Source organism: Pseudomonas salicis (assembly GCF_057128705.1).
The window spans coordinates 247,386-266,478 of the sequence record NZ_JBSKHU010000006.1; the positions used below are offsets into that span (position 1 = coordinate 247,386).

A 19,093-nucleotide genomic window follows, 5' to 3' on the forward strand; every position below is an offset into this window, starting at 1 on the left:
CTTTTTTGAGTGGAGCCCAAATGACCCTCGAACGCGATGCCGCAGCCAATGCCGCCAAAGTCCTTTCCGAAGCGTTGCCCTACATCCGACGTTTCGTCGGCAAGACGCTGGTGATCAAGTACGGCGGCAACGCCATGGAGAGCGAAGAGCTGAAAACCGGCTTCGCGCGCGACATCGTGCTGATGAAGGCAGTGGGCATCAACCCGGTCGTCGTTCACGGCGGCGGCCCGCAAATCGGCGACCTGCTCAAGCGCCTGTCCATCGAAAGCCACTTCATTGACGGCATGCGCGTCACCGATGCGCAGACCATGGACGTCGTGGAAATGGTGCTGGGCGGTCAGGTCAACAAGGACATCGTCAATCTGATCAACCGCCATGGCGGCAGCGCCATCGGCCTGACCGGTAAAGACGCGCAGCTGATCCGCGCGAAAAAAATGAACGTCACCCGTCAGACGCCGGAGATGACCAAGCCGGAAATCATCGATATCGGTCACGTAGGCGAAGTGGTGGGCATTAACACCGACCTGCTGAACATGCTGGTAAAGGGTGATTTCATTCCGGTGATCGCGCCGATTGGCGTAGGTGCAGACGGCGAGTCCTACAACATCAACGCCGACCTGGTCGCAGGCAAAGTCGCTGAAGCCCTCAAGGCCGAGAAGCTGATGCTGCTGACCAACATCGCCGGCTTGATGGACAAAGAAGGCAAGGTGCTGACCGGCCTGACCACCGAGCAAGTCAACGGCCTGATCGCCGACGGCACCATCTACGGCGGCATGTTGCCGAAAATCCGTTGCGCGCTGGAAGCCGTGCAGGGTGGCGTGACCACCTCGCACATCATCGACGGTCGCGTCCCGAATGCCGTGTTGCTGGAAATCTTCACTGACACCGGCGTGGGTACGCTGATCAGCAACCGCAAGCGTCACTGATTCCGGCACGCAATGAACAAGGCCCCACTGGCACAAACCGATGGGGCCTTTTCATTGGGCGGAGCTTATTGCGAAAGCAACTGCTGCAACCGAGCGCGATCCTGCGCGAAACCCTTGTCGGCCTGCTGCTTGGCGCTCTGATAACGCTGAATCTCGTCGTTGAGATGCTGTTGCTGATCGGTGGTGTCGTTCATCTGATCGATCAGGCTTTGAGACACCACGCGGCCAGCCCGCTCCTGATCCGCTGCCTGACTCTGGAGCGACGCCTGTTGGCTTGCCAGCCCCTGAATATTGCTGCGGGCTACGGAGATGAGCGAATCCAGCTCGGCGAGCTTGCGCGCGCGGGCCCGATCAACATCGGTCACGCTGCTGTAGAGACGCGTCAGCTGGGCATCCGCATCGGCTTGAGTCTTGGCGGCTTGCGCGGCAGCCTGGGCTTCCCGTGCCTGGTCGCCGGTGAGCGCGGGCGGAATGACCTGAATCACGCGACCGCGCATATTCAAGACTTCATAGCCCTTGCCCGCATATTCCGCGGGCACGCCTTGACGGTCGAGCACGGTCACACCGCGACTGTCGATGTACCGATAGAACACCATGCCGGAGGTGTCGTCGGCGTGAACGCTCGCGATACACCCCACTCCCAGCGACAAACAAAGTCCTACCGTGCCCAGCTTGAGCATAACAACGCGATCCCCTGACCCTTCAGATGCCGTACTGCGCCCGATACGCTTCCACGGCGGGCAAATGCTGCTTGAGCTGAGGATCGTCTGCCAGGAACTCAAGGACCTGATTCAACGAAACGATGCTCACGACCGGAATGCCGAAATCACGCTCGACTTCCTGGATGGCCGAAAGCTCGCCATTCCCACGCTCTTGGCGATTCAATGCAATCAACACGCCAGCGGCGGTCGCGCCCTGAGCCTGAATGATCTGCATGACTTCACGAATCGCCGTGCCTGCAGTGATCACGTCGTCGATGATCAAGACGTTGCCGGTCAACGGTGCACCGACCAGCGTGCCGCCTTCGCCGTGAGCCTTGGCTTCCTTGCGGTTGAAACACCACGGCAGGTCAAGGTCGTGACGATCGGCCAATGCCACGGCCGTCGCAGCCGCCAAAGGAATACCCTTATACGCAGGCCCGAACAGGACATCGAAGGAAATACCGCTCTCTACAACAGCCGCCGCATAGAACTTACCCAGTTGGGCAAGTGCCGAGCCGCTGTTGAAAAGACCGGCGTTGAAGAAGTAAGGACTGGTGCGCCCCGACTTCAAAGTGAACTCACCGAAGCGCAAAACCCCGCGATCGATGGCAAAACGAATGAATTCGCGCTGATACGCCTGCATGAAAAAAGCCCCGAATACCACGGATTTAGCTAATTAGGTAGAGCTCGGGTATCATACACGCACGTGATTTTTGGGGCCATTTATGCGGATCATCAGTGTGAACGTTAATGGTATTCAGGCTGCAGTCGAGCGCGGGTTGCTCAGTTGGCTGCAAGCCCAGAATGCCGACGTCATCTGCCTTCAGGACACCCGTGCCTCCGCCTTTGAAATGGATGATCCAGCCTTCCAACTGGATGGCTACTTCCTGTATGCCCGCGATGCCGAAGTTCCCGCCCAGGGTGGCGTGGCACTTTACTCGCGACTGCAACCAAAGGCGGTGATCTACGGTCTTGGCTTTGAAACAGCCGACCGTTATGGGCGTTACCTGCAAGCAGATTTCGATAAAGTCAGTATCGCAACTTTGCTGCTCCCGTCCGGGATGAACGGCGATGACGACTTGAACCAGAAGTTCAAGCTCATGGACGATTTCGGCAAGTATCTGGACAAGCAGCGTCGTAAACGTCGTGAGTACATCTACTGTGGCTCGCTCTACGTTGCGCAGCAGAAACTGGACATCAAGAACTGGCGCGACAGCCAGCAATCTCCGGGTTTCCTGGCACCGGAGCGTGCGTGGATGGACGAGATCGTTGGCAACATGGGCTATGTCGATGCCTTGCGCGAAGTCAGCCGTGAGAGCGATCAGTACAGCTGGTGGCCCGATAACGAGCAGGCCGAGATGCTGAATCTGGGCTGGCGGTTCGACTACCAACTGTTGACCCCGGGCTTGCGCCGTTTCGTACGCAGCGCACGCCTGCCACGCCAGCCGCGCTTCTCACAGCACGCGCCGCTGATCGTGGACTACGACTGGACGTTGACCATCTGACGTCCAGTTGCTCAAAAAAAAGCCGACGTGAAGTCGGCTTTTGTTTGTCTGGCAGTTGGCACGCCCCTACAGACGCAGCACATCCCCTGTGGGAGCGAATTCATTCGCGAGAGATCGGTACATCCGACGCATTACCTTCGACCGTACCATCGTCTCGCGAATGAATTCGCTCCCACAGAGTTGTCCAGCGCTGGCAGATATTACTTGATCAACCGCCAGGTGAACGGATACCGGTAGGCAACCCCGTCATTTGCCTTGATGCCCGCAATGATCGTCAGCACCAGTGCGCCAATTCCCACCAGCATCAACAGCGGAAAACCGATGACGATCACCATCAACAGAAAGCAGACCATCGCCGCAATGGCGACGGTGATCTGAAAATTCAGTGCTTCCTTGCCCTGGCTGTCGATGTACGGGTCGGTTTCTTTCTTCAATTGCCAGACGATCAGCGGCCCCAGCAGGTTGCCGAAGGGGAAGATCAACCCGAAAAACGCCGCGAAGTGGCACAGCATTGCCCACTGACGGACTTCCTTGCTCGGTGCGGATAAAGGCGTCTGGTCAATCATCATGCTTTCCCTGTTCTGACGGTTGTGAAGCGAGCTGTGAATAAAAAACCGCGCTTGTAGCGATCAGTCTGCCAATGCGGCTTTTTGCAATTCGAAGATTTCGTTCATGCCCTTCTGCGCCAAGGCCAGCATGGCGTTCAGGTCTTCAGGCTGAAACGGCGCGCCTTCGGCAGTGCCTTGAACCTCGATGAAACCGCCTGCGCTGGTCATGACCACGTTCAGGTCGGTTTCGGCAGCGGAGTCTTCGAGGTAGTCCAGATCCAAAACGGGCTCACCCTGATACATGCCAACGGAAACGGCAGCGATCATCTGCTTCAGCGGGTCGCCGCCCTTGAGACCACCGCGCTTCTTGATGGTTTTCAGTGCATCGACCAGCGCCACCATGGCACCCGTGATGGACGCCGTGCGAGTGCCGCCGTCGGCCTGAATCACGTCGCAGTCCACGTACAGGGTGATGTCGCCCAGCTTGGACATGTCCAGCGCGGCGCGCAGAGAACGGCCGATCAGCCGCTGGATTTCCAGCGTACGTCCGCCTTGTTTCCCCTTGCTCGCTTCGCGCTGGTTACGCTCGCCGGTCGAACGCGGCAGCATGCCGTACTCGGCGGTCAGCCAGCCTTGGCCCTGGCCTTTGAGAAAACGCGGGACGCCGTTTTCGACGCTGACGGTGCAGATCACCTTGGTGTCGCCGAACTCGACCAGCACAGAACCCTCGGCGTGCTTGGTGTAGTTGCGGGTGATGCGGATCGAGCGGAGCTGATCGGCAACGCGACCACTTGGACGTTTCATCTGGGATACCTGTGCTGAGACGGAAAACTGACGTGCATTATAGGGGCGCACGCCCTGCCTTGGGACATCTTGTAACGCTTCAATGATGATTGGCGTACGCCCAAGGTTACAGAAAGGCGCTGTAACGCAGCGAAACAGCGACATTCTTTCACGGCTGCGACACTGCCACATTTGGGCGCGCCCCCTGCTCTGAGCTACAATCTTGCGCCTTTATAGCCTGCCGTTTCTTCACGGCAACTTCGGGCGGCACATCGCCCCGTACGCCTGACTTTTTAGAGGTATTCCCCATGGTGCACAGCATGACGGCTTTCGCCCGTGCCGAACGAGCCGGCACCCAAGGCACGCTGAGCTGGGAATTGCGCTCGGTCAATCATCGTTATCTCGAACCCCATCTGCGCCTGCCGGAATCCTTCCGCGATCTGGAAGGGGCCGTACGTGAAGCGCTCCGCCAAGGGCTGTCTCGCGGCAAGATCGAATGCACCTTGCGCTTTACCGAAGAAACGGCCGGCAAGCCGCTGCAAGTGAACCGCGAGCGCGCCAGTCAACTGGTGGCTGCCGCTGAAACCGTCGCCAGCCTGATCAAACAGCCCGCAGCGCTGAACCCGCTGGAAGTTCTGGCATGGCCCGGCGTGCTGGTGGCCGACGCAGCTGACCCACAGGCGCTCAACAACGACGCATTGGCCCTGTTCAATGAAGCGCTGGACGAACTGAAAGCAGGCCGCGCTCGCGAAGGCGCCGATCTGGCCAAACTTCTCGACGAACGGCTGACATCGATCAAGACCGAAGTCGCTACCCTGCGCACCCTTGTGCCCCAGATGCTCTCCACCCAACGCCAGAAAGTGCTTGATCGCTTTGCCGACATGAAGGCCGAGCTCGATCCGCAGCGTCTGGAACAGGAGATGGTGCTGCTTGCGCAGAAGAGCGACGTCGCCGAAGAGCTCGACCGCCTGAGCACCCATGTCACCGAGGTGCGCCGCGTGCTCAAGGCCGGCGGACAGGCGGGGCGTCGGTTGGATTTTCTGATGCAGGAACTCAACCGCGAAGCCAACACACTGGGCTCCAAAGCCTTCGACCCTCGCAGCACACAAGCCGCGGTCAACCTGAAGGTGTTGATCGAGCAGATGCGCGAACAAGTGCAGAACATTGAGTAAGGCCAACCACGACATGACCCACAGCACCGGCACTCTCTACATCGTTTCCGCCCCTTCGGGCGCGGGCAAGACCAGCCTGGTCAAAGCCTTGATCGATGCGCAGCCACAGATCCGCGTCTCCGTTTCCCACACCACGCGGGCCATGCGTCCGGGTGAGGTGGACGGCGTGAATTACCACTTCGTCGACCGCGCCGAGTTCGTGCGGATGATCGAACACGGTGATTTTCTCGAACAGGCGGAAGTGTTCGGCAACCTCTACGGCACCTCGCAAAGCCGTCTCCAGCAGACACTGGACGAAGGCCATGACCTGATTCTGGAAATCGACTGGCAGGGCGCCGAGCAAGTGCGCAAGCTGTTGCCCCACGCCCGCTCGATCTTCATTCTGCCGCCGACCCAACAGGCGCTGCGTCAGCGTCTGACCAACCGCGGCCAAGACAGTGACGACATCATCGAAGGCCGCATGCGTGAAGCGGTCAGCGAGATGAGCCACTATGTCGAGTACGACTACATCGTCATCAACGACGATTTCGCGACCGCGCTGGAAGACTTGAAAGCCATCTTCCGCGCCAACCTGCTGAGCAATGAGCATCAACAACAGCGTCACGCCGGGCTGTTGTCACAGTTGCTCGCATAATCACACCACTGCCCGCGTGGTGACACCGCGAACCTGTAGGAGTGAGCTTGCTCGCGATGCGTCAGATCAGGCACTGCATTCGCCTGATGGATAGCTATCGCGAGCAAGCTCACTCCTACAGGGGCCGTTTGAAACGCATCGAAAAAGCACCAAAACCGACCGCCTGTGGCGTGCCGCTTGAAGCTTGTGGCCGTCCACTTGTAAACTACCGAGTCCGCTCGCCCATCCGGGCACCGCGCATACGCATTTGCTACGAGGAATACCCATGGCCCGCGTGACCGTTGAAGACTGCCTGGAACATGTAGATAACCGCTTTGAGCTGGTCATGCTCGCCACCAAACGTTCGCGTCAACTGGCGACCGGCGGCAAAGAACCAAAGCTGGCCTGGGAAAACGACAAGCCTACCGTTGTTGCCCTGCGCGAAATCGCAGCGGGCCTGATGGATTACGCTGTCATTGCAGAAGCTGAAATCGTTGAAGATGAACCACTGTTCGCTGCGTTCGAGGACGAGTCCAACGAGGCCGTCTAAGCCTATGCCCGGTCGACGTAGCAACGCGCAGGGTCACCCGCTTCGGCAAGGAGTTCTCCCTTGCCGAGCATAGATGCCCTCGCCGATCGCCTCTCGACCTACCTCGGCGCCGACCAGGTCAATCTGGTTCGCCGAGCGTATTTCTACGCCGAACAAGCCCACGATGGCCAACGCCGTCGCAGCGGCGAAGCCTACGTCACGCACCCGCTGGCGGTGGCCAATATCCTTGCCGACATGCACATGGACCATCAGAGCCTGATGGCTGCGATGCTGCATGACGTGATCGAAGACACCGGTATCGCCAAGGAAGCGCTCTGTGCGCAGTTCGGCGAAACCGTGGCCGAACTGGTCGATGGCGTCAGCAAACTGACCCAGATGAACTTCGAGACCAAGGCCGAAGCGCAAGCTGAAAACTTCCAGAAGATGGCCATGGCCATGGCCCGCGACATTCGCGTGATCCTGGTCAAGCTCGCCGACCGCCTGCACAACATGCGCACCCTGGAAGTGCTGTCTGGCGAAAAACGCCGACGCATCGCTAAAGAAACCCTCGAAATCTACGCCCCCATCGCCAACCGCCTTGGCATGCACAGCGTGCGGATCGAATTCGAAGACCTGGGTTTCAAAGCCATGTACCCCATGCGCTCGTCGCGCATCGGTCAAGCCGTCAAACGTGCGCGCGGCAACCGCAAGGAACTGGTCAACAAGATCGAAGAGTCGCTGAGCCACTGCCTCGCGGTGGACGGTATCGAAGGCGAAGTCAGCGGGCGGCAGAAACACCTCTACGGTATCTACAAGAAGATGCGCGGCAAGCGTCGGGCCTTCAACGAAATCATGGACGTCTACGCGTTCCGGATCATCGTAGACAAGGTCGACACCTGCTACCGCGTGCTGGGCGCTGTACATAATTTGTACAAACCGCTGCCGGGGCGCTTCAAGGACTACATTGCGATTCCCAAAGCCAACGGCTATCAGTCGTTGCACACCACATTGTTTGGTATGCATGGCGTGCCCATCGAAATCCAGATCCGCACCCGCGAGATGGAAGAGATGGCCAACAACGGCATCGCCGCGCACTGGCTGTACAAATCGTCGGGCGACGAGCAGCCGAAAGGCACCCACGCCCGCGCACGTCAGTGGGTCAAGGGCGTGCTGGAAATGCAGCAACGCGCCGGCAACTCGCTGGAATTCATCGAGAGCGTGAAAATCGACCTGTTCCCGGACGAGGTCTACGTGTTCACGCCGAAAGGCCGGATCATGGAGCTGCCCAAAGGCTCCACGGCGGTCGACTTCGCTTACGCTGTACACACCGACGTCGGCAACAGCTGCATTGCCTGTCGGATCAACCGTCGTCTGGCGCCACTGTCCGAACCGCTGCAAAGCGGCTCGACCGTCGAGATTGTCAGCGCTCCGGGCGCACGTCCGAACCCGGCCTGGCTCAACTTCGTGGTTACCGGCAAAGCGCGCACGCACATTCGTCACGCCCTCAAACTGCAACGCCGCTCCGAGTCCATCAGCCTGGGCGAACGACTGCTGAACAAGGTGCTGAACGGCTTCGACAGCACGCTGGACAAGATTCCGAACGAGCGCCTGCAACTGATCCTCGCCGAATACCGGGTCGAGGTCATCGAAGACCTCCTCGAAGACATCGGCCTGGGTAACCGCATGGCCTATGTCGTCGCTCGCCGCTTGCTGGCCAGTGAAGGCGAAGAGCTGCCGAGCGCCGAAGGGCCGCTGGCGATTCGCGGCACCGAAGGCCTCGTGCTCAGCTACGCCAAATGCTGTACGCCAATTCCGGGCGACCCGATCGTGGGCCACTTGTCGGCGGGCAAAGGCATGGTCGTGCACCTGGACAACTGCCGCAACATCAGTGAAATCCGCCACAACCCGGAAAAATGCATCCAGCTGTCCTGGGCCAAGGACGTCACCGGCGAATTCAATGTCGAGCTGCGGGTCGAGCTGGAGCATCAGCGCGGGCTCATTGCCCTGCTGGCGAGCAGCGTCAACGCGGCCGATGGCAACATCGAGAAAATCAGCATGGACGAACGCGATGGTCGTATCAGCGTGGTCCAACTGGTGGTCAGCGTGCACGACCGCGTGCACCTGGCCCGAGTGATCAAGAAACTGCGCGCCCTTACCGGCGTGATCCGCATCACCCGCATGCGCGCGTAGCCAACCGCCAACAGGAGTTTTTCATGAGCAAGACCGTTATCTCCAGCGACAAAGCCCCTGCCGCCATCGGCACGTATTCTCAGGCGATCAAAGCTGGCAATACCGTCTACATGTCCGGCCAGATTCCTCTGGACCCGAAAACCATGGAACTGGTCGAAGGCTTCGAAGCCCAGACCGTTCAGGTGTTCGAAAACCTGAAGGCCGTGGCTGAAGCCGCAGGCGGTTCGTTCAAGGACATCGTCAAGCTGAACATCTTCCTGACCGACCTGAGCCACTTCGCCAAGGTCAACGAAATCATGGGCAAATACTTCGAACAGCCTTACCCGGCCCGCGCTGCCATCGGCGTTGCCGCGCTGCCACGTGGCGCCCAGGTCGAAATGGACGCTGTGCTGGTCATCGAGTAAATCTCTCGCGGAGCGCCTACACGCTCCGCCACCCTCTCAGAGCAACGGAAGGACTCCGCCATGCGTATGCGCGTCGCGTTCGCTTTCTCGCTGCTGGCCGCAATGCTGACCGGTTGCGCCAGCCACTCCAACAAAACCCCCGAGGGTGTCTGGATTAACCAGGCGGCCATCGATGCTGCAGCCGAAGGTGGCAATCTGCGCCAGTCGTTGTTGGCTTACGGGCCGACGCTGGAGTGGAATATCAATACGGCAGCGGGTCAGGCGACGTCTTACAACGGCTTTGAGCTGACCGAGGGCAAGATTGCCAAGGACCCGAAAGGCGACTGGAAGGTCAACGTCTACGGCAGCGCTTCCGACGATTTGAAGCTCAAAGGTGATGAGCTGGTGCAGGCTGCCAGTGACACCGGCCCTGAGCAGCATTTTCGCACTCCAAAAGAAGCCGCTCCAGCAGGCGCCCAGCCAGGAACGAGCTTTGAACGTGCGCTCTACACCGCTTATCTGGGCGGCAAATGGACCATCGTCAACGGCGACGGCCAAGGCAGCGTCGTCGTATTCGAACCCGATGGCAGCGTGAGTGGATTGCCGGGCAATGACCGTTATGCGCTGTGTCTGGCAGGCGACTGCGCGGCCATGAGCGGCGAATACGACAGCATGTGGCTGGAGAAAAACGAGCGCGGCAACCCGTGGGTGTTCGTGCGCCAAGGCAAACAGCTGGAAATCTTTCAGGCGGTGAATAATGCCCAGGCGACCGAAATGCCGGACCTTCGTCCGGGCGAGCGGCACTGGGTGCTGGAGAAGAACTGATCCCCATCGCTAAGCCGAATCTCTTGTAGGAGTGCGGCTTGTCCCGCGACCGGCTGCGCAGCAGTCGTAAACCGAGCGCACGCGTTGTATCAGGCACATTGAGCACGCAGACTTTGCGCCGACTGTGTCGCCGATCGCGGGACAAGCCTCGCTCCTACAGGTTATGAGGTGCCCGTAACAGCGCCTCATACCCCTCTTTATAACTCGCGTACTGCGGCACCCAGCCCAGCGCTCTTGCCCTGGCGTTGCTGCAACGTTTGCTGCCGGTGCGGCGGACGGTGTTTTCGTCCGACCACTGCGTAACGCCCAGCCGCTCACGCATCCAGTCCACTACCTCCGCCAATGGCGCGGGGGCATCGTCGACACCGATGTAGCAGTCCTCCAGCACCCTCCCGTCAGCATCGGCCTGGAGCAGAAACGCCAACAGATTCGCTGCATCATCGGCGTGAATCCGGTTGCCATACAAAGGCGGCTCGACAGCCACGCTGTAGCCCTGACGTACCCGGTTCATCAGATCACTGCGGCCCGGCCCGTAAATGCCGGTGAGACGGACGACACTCGCAGGCCAGCCGCTGGTGAGCGCCACCTGTTCAGCCTCGCGCATGATCTGTCCGGAAAATCCTGAAGCCTCGGCTGGAGAGGTTTCGTCAATCCATTCTCCATGCTGCTGCCCATACACACTGCTGCTTGAAACGAACAGCACCCGTCGTGGTTTCTGCCCGCTGCGCGCGATCCAGCCCAGCACGTTGCGCAATCCCTGCACGTACGCCGCCCGGTAACCCGCTTCATCCCGCTCCGTGGGAGTTGCGCAATACACCAGATAATCGATTCGCCCTTCAGGCCATTGCTCCGGAATCCGCGCATCGAACAGATCACCACTGACGCCCCGCACGCCTTGCGGCAATTTCGCCACGTTCCTGCGCAGTCCATGCACCGACCATCTCTGTTGCAGCAACCGGGAGGCCAGACGCCCTCCGATGTCGCCACATCCGGCAATCAAAACGGATGGCGTTGCCATGACAATCTCCACATCAAAAATAGGTTTGAGCCCATGATTCCGGGCCAAAAAGCGACCACCGGGGCGCGTTCGTGTTAAAAAAAGATACTCTATTACTTTTGTTAACAAGAATTACTTGCAATAATACCGGCCCTTTGTTCTCCTCCGCTCGCCTCGCGCCAGCGCGACGCACTTAGAACGAAACACCTTTTCAATATCAGGTCGGGCCAGCATGACACGCACTCAATCCCCCGCTTCCCCCACTATGTCTTCAGGTCTGCCACGCGCAGTTCGCGCATTCGCAGCGGTGTTGTTCAGCCTGATGCTGACACCCATTGCCTTCGCCGACTCCAATGCCCCCGCGCAAACGCCCGCCGTGCAATCGTCCGCGCCAACCGCCACCCCAGTGGACACCTCGGCGGCGCCTGCCGTTCAAGACCCTGCCGCACCGACCGAGTCGCTTGAAGCCGCTCCACAAGACAACAGCCTGGGTATGTCCCATGACCTGTCGCCGTGGGGCATGTACAAAAACGCCGACATTGTCGTCAAAGCCGTGATGATCGGCCTGGCCATCGCCTCGATCATCACGTGGACCATCTGGATCGCCAAAGGCTTCGAACTGCTGGGCGCCAAGCGTCGCCTCAAGGGCGAAATCGCCGCCCTCAAACGCGCGCGTACTCTGGACGAAGCCAGCGCCGGTGCCAAGAAGCAAGGCACGCTCGCCAATCTTCTGGTTCATGACGCCCTCGAAGAAATGCACCTGTCGGTGAACAGCCGCGAACGCGAGGGCATCAAGGAACGCGTCAGCTTCCGTCTGGAGCGTCTGGTTGCCGCGTGCGGTCGCAACATGAGCATGGGCACCGGCGTACTCGCCACCATCGGTTCCACCGCGCCGTTCGTGGGCCTGTTCGGCACCGTGTGGGGGATCATGAACAGCTTCATCGGCATCGCCAAGACTCAGACCACCAACCTCGCCGTCGTGGCGCCGGGTATCGCCGAAGCCCTGCTCGCTACGGCACTGGGTCTGGTCGCCGCGATTCCGGCGGTGGTGATCTACAACGTCTTCGCCCGCTCCATCGCAGGCTACAAGGCGCAAGTGTCCGATGCCTCGGCGCAGGTTCTGTTGCTCGTCAGCCGCGATCTGGATCACCAGCCCGCCGTTGAACGTGCCCAACAGCCGCACATGGTAAAAATGGGGTAAACCATGGGCCTGCATCTTAACGAAGGTGGCGATGACCTCGCCGAGAACCACGAAATCAACGTGACGCCGTTCATCGACGTCATGCTGGTGCTGCTGATCATCTTCATGGTGGCGGCGCCGCTGGCCACGGTCGACATTAAGGTCGACCTGCCCGCCTCCACGGCGAAACCCGCGCCCCGACCCGAGAAGCCTGTCTTCCTGAGCGTCAAGGCCGACCAGAGCCTGTACCTGGGCGACGAAAAGGTCGCTCGCGAGCAGATCGGTCAGGTGCTGGACGCCAAGACAAAAGGCAAGAAGGACACGACGATCTTCTTCCAGGCCGACAAAGGCGTGGATTACGGCGATCTGATGGAGGTGATGAACCTTCTGCGCGGGGCCGGTTACCTGAAAGTCGGCCTGGTGGGTCTTGAGACGGTTGGTAAGAAATGATCAATACGCGCCAAAAACTGACGCGCTATAGCGGTAGTCTGTTGTTGGTGCTGGCGGTCCACGCCGTGGCGATTCTCGTCGCCCTGCGGTGGTCCTCTCCGCAGGCCGTCGAACTGCCACCGGCCGCGATGATGATCGAGCTGGCGCCTGTTCCCGAGCCAGCACCGCCGCCACCGCCGAAAGTCGTTCAACCGCCGCAGCCTCCTGCGCCTGAAGAGCAACTGCCGATTCCGCCTATCGCCGAAGCGCCAAAACCGGAAATCGCGATTCCGAAACCGGTCAAGCCGAAGCCCAAGCCTCAGCCGCCGAAGCCGGTGAAGAAGGTCGAGCCGCCGAAGGAAGAGAAGCCTGCCGATGAAAAACCGGTAGACACTCAGCCGTCCAACGCCAAGCCGGAAAAATCCGCGGCACCCGAACAGGCCCCGCCTGCGCCGCCGAGTACCGCATTGCCAAGCTGGCAGGGCGACTTGCTGCGTCACCTGAGCAAATTCAAGAAGTACCCGGAAGACGCGCGCCGTCGCGGCATGCAAGGCATCAACCGTCTGCGCTTCGTCGTCGATGGTGAAGGTCGCGTGCTGTCGTACGAAATCGCGGGGGGTTCGGGCAGTGCGGCACTGGATCGGGCGACGCTGGAAATGATCCGTCGCGCTCAGCCGCTGCCCAAGCCGCCCCCGGAATTGCTCAACAATGGCACGCTCGAAGTCGTTGCGCCGTTCGTTTACTCGTTGGATAAACGCTGAAACGACGTTTTTACAAAGACAGAGTGCCTGATAACGTGCGTCTATCGATTGCACCCGCTATGCTGGGGCCGCAACTTCATGGACGCACGCTATGACCCTCACAGAATTGCGCTATATCGTTACCCTCGCTCAAGAGCAGCATTTCGGCCACGCGGCCGAGCGTTGCCATGTCAGCCAGCCAACGCTGTCAGTGGGCGTAAAGAAGCTGGAAGATGAACTCGGTGTGCTGATTTTCGAGCGCAGCAAGAGTGCGGTACGTCTTACGCCGGTTGGCGAGGGCATCGTGGCTCAGGCACAGAAGGTGCTCGAACAAGCTCAAGGCATCCGTGAACTCGCCCAGACCGGCAAGAACCAACTGACCGCCCCGCTCAAAGTCGGCGCGATCTACACCGTCGGGCCTTACCTCTTCCCTCATCTGATTCCGCAACTGCATCGGGTCGCCCCGCAAATGCCGTTGTATATCGAAGAGAACTTCACTCACGTGCTGCGCGACAAGCTGCGCAACGGCGAACTCGACGCGATCATCATCGCTCTGCCGTTCAACGAAGCCGACGTGCTGACCATGTCGCTGTACGACGAGCCGTTCTACGTGCTGATGCCGGCCGACCACGCGTGGACCCAGAAAGCCACCATCGATGCTTCGGCGCTGAACGACAAGAGCCTGCTGCTGTTGGGCGAAGGCCATTGCTTCCGCGATCAGGTCCTCGAAGCCTGCCCGACGCTGGTCAAGGGCGGCGACAGCGCTAAGCACACCACGGTCGAATCCAGTTCGCTGGAAACCATCCGTCACATGGTTGCGTCGGGGCTTGGGGTTTCAATTCTGCCGATGTCCGCTGTGGACAGTCATCACTACGCGCCTGGCGTGATCGAGGTCCGTCCGCTGTCGCCACCTGTGCCGTTCCGCACAGTGGCCATCGCCTGGCGTGCCAGTTTCCCACGGCCTAAAGCCATCGAAATCCTGGCTGACTCGATCCGCCTGTGCTCGGTTGCGCGCCCTAAAGCCCAGGCCGAAGCGAGCTAAGTGGCGGTATGACTGAGCTGTCCCACGTCTCGGTCACGGCGCTCAAGGGCGTCGGCGAGGCCATGGCCGAAAAGCTGGCGAAGGTCGGCCTGGAAAACATTCAGGACGTCCTGTTTCACTTGCCCGTGCGCTATCAGGATCGCACCCGTGTCGTGCCCATCGGCGCGTTGCGGCCGGGGCAGGACGCGGTGATCGAAGGGGTGGTCAGCGGCGCTGACGTGGTGATGGGCAAGCGTCGCAGCCTGTTGGTGCGATTGGGTGACGGCACAGGCGTGCTGAGCCTGCGTTTCTATCACTTCAGCAACGCGCAGAAAGACGGCCTCAAGCGTGGCACCCACGTGCGCTGCTACGGCGAAGCGAGGCCCGGCGCGTCGGGGCTGGAAATCTATCACCCGGAATACCGCGCCATCACCGGTGAAGAGCACGTCGCCGTGGAGCAGACGCTCACGCCGATTTACCCCCTGACCGAAGGCCTCACACAGCAGCGATTGCGCCAGTTGTGCCAGCAAAGCCTCGGCATGCTCGGCCCGAAAAGCCTGCCTGACTGGCTCCCCGACGAGCTGGCGCGGGACTACCAACTCGCCCCGCTGTCGGACGCCATACATTATCTGCACCACCCACCGGCAGACGCCGATGTCGAAGAACTCGCACTCGGCCATCACTGGGCCCAGCACCGGTTGGCCTTCGAAGAACTGCTGACGCACCAATTGTCCCAGCAACGCCTGCGCGAAAGCCTGCGCTCCCAGCGCGCCCCCGCCCTGCCCCTGGCTAAAAAGCTACCGAAGCAGTTTCTGGCGAACCTCGGCTTTCCACCGACGGGGGCCCAGCAGCGGGTCGGCAAGGAAATCGCCTACGACCTCAGCCAGCAGGAACCCATGCTGCGGCTGATTCAGGGCGATGTGGGCGCGGGCAAGACCGTTGTCGCGGCCCTCGCTGCGTTGCAGGCCTTGGAAGCGGGTTATCAAGTCGCACTGATGGCGCCGACCGAGATTCTCGCCGAGCAGCACTTCATCAATTTCACCCGCTGGCTCGAACCCTTGGGCATTGAAACCGCGTGGCTGGCAGGCAAGCTCAAAGGCAAGGCCCGGGCCGCGTCACTCGAACAGATCGCCAACGGGGCGCCCATGGTGGTCGGCACCCATGCGTTGTTTCAGGACGAAGTGCAGTTCAAGAACCTGGCTCTGGTGATCATCGACGAGCAACACCGCTTTGGTGTGCAACAACGTCTGGCCCTGCGCAAGAAAGGCGTCGGCGGTCGGATGTGCCCGCACCAGCTGATCATGACGGCGACACCCATCCCGCGCACGCTGGCGATGAGCGCTTACGCGGACCTCGACACGTCGATCCTTGATGAGCTGCCGCCCGGTCGGACGCCAGTCAACACCGTGCTGGTGGCTGACAGCCGCCGGATCGAAGTCGTCGAACGTGTTCGAAACGCCTGCGCTGAAGGGCGCCAGGCTTACTGGGTGTGCACGCTGATCGAAGAATCTGAAGAGCTGACCTGCCAAGCCGCCGAGACCACGTTCGAAGAACTGACCAGTGCCCTCGGCGAACTCAAGGTGGGGCTGATTCACGGTCGCATGAAGCCGGTCGAGAAAGCCGCCGTCATGGCCGAATTCAAACAAGGCAATTTACAGTTGCTGGTCGCCACCACTGTGATCGAGGTCGGTGTGGACGTGCCCAACGCCAGCCTGATGATCATCGAAAACCCCGAGCGACTGGGCCTGGCGCAGTTGCACCAATTGCGCGGACGAGTGGGACGCGGCAGTGCAGCCAGCCATTGCGTGCTGATGTACCATCCACCTCTGTCGCAGATCGGCAAACAGCGATTGGGGATCATGCGCGAGACCAACGACGGTTTCGTGATTGCGGAAAAAGACCTCGAACTACGCGGCCCGGGCGAGATGCTCGGTACGCGACAAACAGGCCTGCTGCAATTCAAGGTCGCCGACCTGATGCGAGATGCTGACCTGCTGCCGGCAGTCCGAGACGCTGCCCAGGCATTGCTCGAACGCTGGCCAGCACACGTGAGTCCGTTGCTGGAGCGCTGGTTGCGCCACGGCCAGCAATACGGGCAAGTGTGAAGTGGTCGGCAATCGGAACGTGTCTCACCTATAGAACAACCAAGCTGGTTATACTTCAGCAATTGTAGGAATCTGGATACAGGCCATGACAGAAGTTGCCCAAATCGACGCAACCCAACACGCCCCGTCTGTCATTCGACAGTTGCTTGGCAAAGCTGCCATCAACTTCCGCGAAGTCATGGACGACGACACACTTCCCACTGCGCAAAAGGTGCAGGCCATCTTGGCCCATGACACCGTCGGCGCGCTGCTGGTCCTGTTTCCGCAAAACCAACTGCTGGACCTGAATCGCATTACCGAGCTGACCGGCCGCAAACTGACAGCGGTTTCGCAGGATCATCTGGACCAGATGCTCAGCAAGAACAACCTGCGCAGCCTGCCTGCCCTTCCCGCCTTGACCAGCTCACCGTGCCTGTACGACGAACGCCTCCTGCTGGAGCCGACCGTGCTGATCGAGTCTGGCGAGCCGGGTTTGTTGCTGGAAATCAGCAGCGATGACTTCAAGACGCTCCTGAGCAAGGCCAGCGCCGCGACGTTCGGCCACCTGGTCTCGACCGTCACGCCGAACCTCAAGCGCCCGGACGACGACCGCGAGGAAATCACCAAAGCCGTGCAGAACTTCACTGCGCGCCGCATCCAGCAGCGCTTGGAAGCCACCGTGGAAATCCCGCCGCTGGCCGACACCGCGCAGAAGATCATCAAGCTGCGGGTCGACCCGGATGCCACGATTGATGACATCACCGGCGTCGTCGAAACAGACCCAGCGCTGGCCGCCCAGGTGGTGAGCTGGGCCGCGTCGCCCTATTACGGCTCGGCAGGCAAGATTCGCTCGGTTGAAGATGCCATTGTTCGCGTGCTGGGTTTCGATCTGGTGATCAACCTGGCCTTGGGCCTGGCGCTGGGCAAAACCCTGGAATTGCCGAAGGATCACCCGCAGCACGCGACGCCGTACTGGCAGCAGTCGATCTACACAGCAGCGGTCATCGAGGGCCTCACCCGTGCAATGCCACGCGCAGAGCGTCCTGAGAGCGGCCTGACCTACCTGGCGGGCTTGCTGCACAATTTCGGTTACCTGCTGCTGGCCCACGTGTTCCCGCCGCACTTTTCGCTGATCTGTCGCCAGATCGAGGTCAACCCGCACCTGCACCACAGCTTCGTGGAACAGCACCTGCTGGGCATTACCCGCGAGCAGATCGGTGCGTGGCTGATGCGCAATTGGGACATGCCCGACGAGCTGGCCACAGCCCTGCGCTTTCAGCACGACCCGCACTACGACGGCGAGCATCACAAGTACGCCAACCTGGTATGTCTGGCGGTGCGCTTGCTGCGCAAGGAAGGCATCGGTTCTGGCCCGATGGAAAGCATTCCGGATGAGCTGTTCGAGCGTCTGCAATTGCCGCGCGAAAAAGCTGAAGACGTGGTGCAGAAAGTGCTGGAAGCCGAAGTGCTGCTGCGCGAGTTGGCGTCGCAGTTTCACTGACATGAAGCGTGTGGGAGCCAGCTTGCTGGCTCCCGGCGAACATCACCGGCGCGTTATTTCTTCTTCCTCGGCTTCAAATACTTCGTCAGGCCCTGAAACCACATCACCAGTCCGGTGTTGCCGGTGACCTGAATGTTCTTGTCCTGAATCCCCTGCATGAACGCCAACTGCTTGTTCTTCGCCTGCATCGTGGCGAAACCGTAGGCGGCATCCCTGAACGAAATCGCAAAAGCGGGCGCGGCCACCGCGCCACGCTGGCTGCTGACGCGCTGATCGCGCACCACAAAATGCCGTGCAACCTTGCCATCCTGCGTCTGCAACTGAAACGTCAGGTCTTTGCCCGCGAGTTGTTGCTGAAAAGCCGGGTTAGTGCGACTGGCGCGCGCCATCAACAGGCCCAGCATCCAAAGAAGAAAGCGAAACTTCATGTTCAAGGCCTCTACCGACACGTGCGAATACAGCGTTGAGCGCCAGTGTAGCGAGCTTGAAGACGAGGTGAACGAGCAGAACCTGCTGGTCGCAAAATGGCGGGATAGACAGCGCTCCGTATATCGCGGGCAATAAAAATGGGCATCCCGCTTTTGCAGGTATGCCCATTGGCTGCCGTTCGCCTTCCGCAAGGCGTCCAGCGATTTATTACGGGTTAACAGTGTCTTTCAGAAGCTTGCCTGGCTTGAACGCTACGGTGTTGCTGGCTTTGATTTTCACCGGCTCGCCCGTCTGCGGGTTTTTACCCGTGCGTGCGCCACGATGGCGTTGCAGGAAAGTGCCGAAGCCCACGAGGGTGACGCTGTCCTTTTTGTGCAAGGCGTTGGTGATTTCGTCCAGGACGGCATTGAGGACGCGATTGGCTTGTTCTTTGGTGAGATCTGCTTTTTCAGCAATAGCGGCTGCGAGTTCTGGTTTACGCATATGAAGCCTCTTTTACGGTTTTTTGTTTTTATGTCCCGTGCGGCCCTGGCGGGC

The 19,093-nt window shown here is 60.2% G+C and carries 21 protein-coding genes; 14 read left to right on the forward strand and 7 right to left on the reverse strand.

All coding sequences use genetic code 11. From position 1 onward, the window contains the following. Positions 1-20: 20 nt before the first annotated feature. Complete coding sequence (gene argB, locus ACWKWE_RS22590) at positions 21-926, forward strand: acetylglutamate kinase (protein WP_062379782.1); 906 nt, start codon at positions 21-23, stop codon at positions 924-926. Between the two features lie 65 nt (positions 927-991). Here the strand turns inward: argB and ACWKWE_RS22595 are convergent, their stop codons facing one another. Together ACWKWE_RS22595 and pyrE are read right to left on the reverse strand one after the other, a co-directional pair. After that, a complete protein-coding gene (locus tag ACWKWE_RS22595) occupies positions 992-1,606 on the reverse strand; it encodes a DUF4124 domain-containing protein (protein ID WP_483851754.1) in 615 nt (204 codons plus the stop codon). A 22-nt stretch (positions 1,607-1,628) separates the two neighbouring features. Next, complete coding sequence (gene pyrE, locus ACWKWE_RS22600) at positions 1,629-2,270, reverse strand: orotate phosphoribosyltransferase (RefSeq protein WP_483851755.1); 642 nt, start codon at positions 2,268-2,270, stop codon at positions 1,629-1,631. 82 nt (positions 2,271-2,352) lie between these two features. On the opposite strand from pyrE, the gene ACWKWE_RS22605 reads away from it, so the two are divergent. Beyond that, positions 2,353-3,132 (forward strand): catabolite repression control protein Crc, encoded by a 780-nt coding sequence (locus tag ACWKWE_RS22605; protein WP_166594041.1) that lies wholly within the window; start codon positions 2,353-2,355, stop codon positions 3,130-3,132. Positions 3,133-3,332: 200 nt separating this feature from the next. Here the strand turns inward: ACWKWE_RS22605 and ACWKWE_RS22610 are convergent, their stop codons facing one another. Both ACWKWE_RS22610 and rph read right to left on the reverse strand, forming a co-directional pair. Further along, positions 3,333-3,701 carry a DUF4870 domain-containing protein gene (locus ACWKWE_RS22610; protein ID WP_166594040.1) on the reverse strand — a complete coding sequence of 123 codons (369 nt, stop codon included), beginning with the start codon at positions 3,699-3,701 and terminating at the stop codon, positions 3,333-3,335. 60 nt (positions 3,702-3,761) lie between these two features. After that, entirely contained in the window at positions 3,762-4,484 is a 723-nt protein-coding gene (gene rph, locus ACWKWE_RS22615; protein WP_296184638.1) for a ribonuclease PH, read from the reverse strand. A 287-nt stretch (positions 4,485-4,771) separates the two neighbouring features. Here rph and ACWKWE_RS22620 point away from each other — a divergent pair, with 287 nt between their 5' ends. The 6 genes from ACWKWE_RS22620 to ACWKWE_RS22645 all read left to right on the forward strand — a co-directional run bounded on the left by ACWKWE_RS22620 (position 4,772) and on the right by ACWKWE_RS22645 (position 10,175). Further along, a complete protein-coding gene (locus ACWKWE_RS22620; RefSeq protein ID WP_483851756.1) occupies positions 4,772-5,635 on the forward strand; it encodes a YicC/YloC family endoribonuclease in 864 nt (287 codons plus the stop codon). 13 nt (positions 5,636-5,648) lie between these two features. Beyond that, on the forward strand, positions 5,649-6,269 hold the full coding sequence (gene gmk, locus ACWKWE_RS22625) for a guanylate kinase (RefSeq protein ID WP_341964657.1): 621 nt from the start codon (positions 5,649-5,651) through the stop codon (positions 6,267-6,269). A 265-nt stretch (positions 6,270-6,534) separates the two neighbouring features. Beyond that, a complete protein-coding gene (gene rpoZ / locus ACWKWE_RS22630) occupies positions 6,535-6,798 on the forward strand; it encodes a DNA-directed RNA polymerase subunit omega (protein ID WP_004887180.1) in 264 nt (87 codons plus the stop codon). A gap of 60 nt (positions 6,799-6,858) precedes the next feature. Further along, on the forward strand, positions 6,859-8,967 hold the full coding sequence (spoT, locus tag ACWKWE_RS22635) for a bifunctional GTP diphosphokinase/guanosine-3',5'-bis pyrophosphate 3'-pyrophosphohydrolase (protein ID WP_341960908.1): 2,109 nt from the start codon (positions 6,859-6,861) through the stop codon (positions 8,965-8,967). 23 nt (positions 8,968-8,990) lie between these two features. After that, positions 8,991-9,371, forward strand: coding sequence for a RidA family protein (locus ACWKWE_RS22640; RefSeq protein ID WP_166594036.1), 381 nt, complete (start codon positions 8,991-8,993; stop codon positions 9,369-9,371). A gap of 66 nt (positions 9,372-9,437) precedes the next feature. After that, entirely contained in the window at positions 9,438-10,175 is a 738-nt protein-coding gene (locus ACWKWE_RS22645; protein ID WP_483851902.1) for a hypothetical protein, read from the forward strand. Positions 10,176-10,329: 154 nt separating this feature from the next. Here ACWKWE_RS22645 and ACWKWE_RS22650 read toward each other — a convergent pair whose 3' ends face one another. Then, entirely contained in the window at positions 10,330-11,193 is an 864-nt protein-coding gene (locus ACWKWE_RS22650; RefSeq protein ID WP_483851757.1) for an SDR family oxidoreductase, read from the reverse strand. 211 nt (positions 11,194-11,404) lie between these two features. On the opposite strand from ACWKWE_RS22650, the gene exbB reads away from it, so the two are divergent. The 6 genes from exbB (at position 11,405) to ACWKWE_RS22680 (ending at position 18,127) form a co-directional block, all read left to right on the forward strand. Further along, entirely contained in the window at positions 11,405-12,373 is a 969-nt protein-coding gene (exbB, locus tag ACWKWE_RS22655; protein WP_483851758.1) for a tonB-system energizer ExbB, read from the forward strand. Positions 12,374-12,376: 3 nt separating this feature from the next. Continuing rightward, entirely contained in the window at positions 12,377-12,802 is a 426-nt protein-coding gene (gene exbD / locus ACWKWE_RS22660) for a TonB system transport protein ExbD (protein WP_166594033.1), read from the forward strand. Continuing rightward, a complete protein-coding gene (locus ACWKWE_RS22665) occupies positions 12,799-13,542 on the forward strand; it encodes an energy transducer TonB (RefSeq protein ID WP_166594032.1) in 744 nt (247 codons plus the stop codon). The genes exbD and ACWKWE_RS22665 overlap by 4 nt, the downstream gene beginning before the upstream one ends. A gap of 91 nt (positions 13,543-13,633) precedes the next feature. Continuing rightward, a complete protein-coding gene (locus tag ACWKWE_RS22670; protein ID WP_166594031.1) occupies positions 13,634-14,563 on the forward strand; it encodes a hydrogen peroxide-inducible genes activator in 930 nt (309 codons plus the stop codon). 8 nt (positions 14,564-14,571) lie between these two features. Beyond that, entirely contained in the window at positions 14,572-16,647 is a 2,076-nt protein-coding gene (gene recG / locus ACWKWE_RS22675) for an ATP-dependent DNA helicase RecG (RefSeq protein WP_483851759.1), read from the forward strand. 85 nt (positions 16,648-16,732) lie between these two features. Beyond that, the gene (locus tag ACWKWE_RS22680) at positions 16,733-18,127 is read left to right on the forward strand and encodes an aminoacyl-tRNA deacylase and HDOD domain-containing protein (protein ID WP_166594029.1); all 1,395 of its coding nucleotides are present in this window, start codon (positions 16,733-16,735) and stop codon (positions 18,125-18,127) included. 53 nt (positions 18,128-18,180) lie between these two features. Here ACWKWE_RS22680 and ACWKWE_RS22685 read toward each other — a convergent pair whose 3' ends face one another. Together ACWKWE_RS22685 and ACWKWE_RS22690 are read right to left on the reverse strand one after the other, a co-directional pair. Continuing rightward, entirely contained in the window at positions 18,181-18,555 is a 375-nt protein-coding gene (locus ACWKWE_RS22685; RefSeq protein WP_483851760.1) for an SCP2 sterol-binding domain-containing protein, read from the reverse strand. 208 nt (positions 18,556-18,763) lie between these two features. After that, positions 18,764-19,039, reverse strand: coding sequence for an HU family DNA-binding protein (locus tag ACWKWE_RS22690; protein WP_166594027.1), 276 nt, complete (start codon positions 19,037-19,039; stop codon positions 18,764-18,766). Positions 19,040-19,093 lie beyond the last annotated feature (54 nt).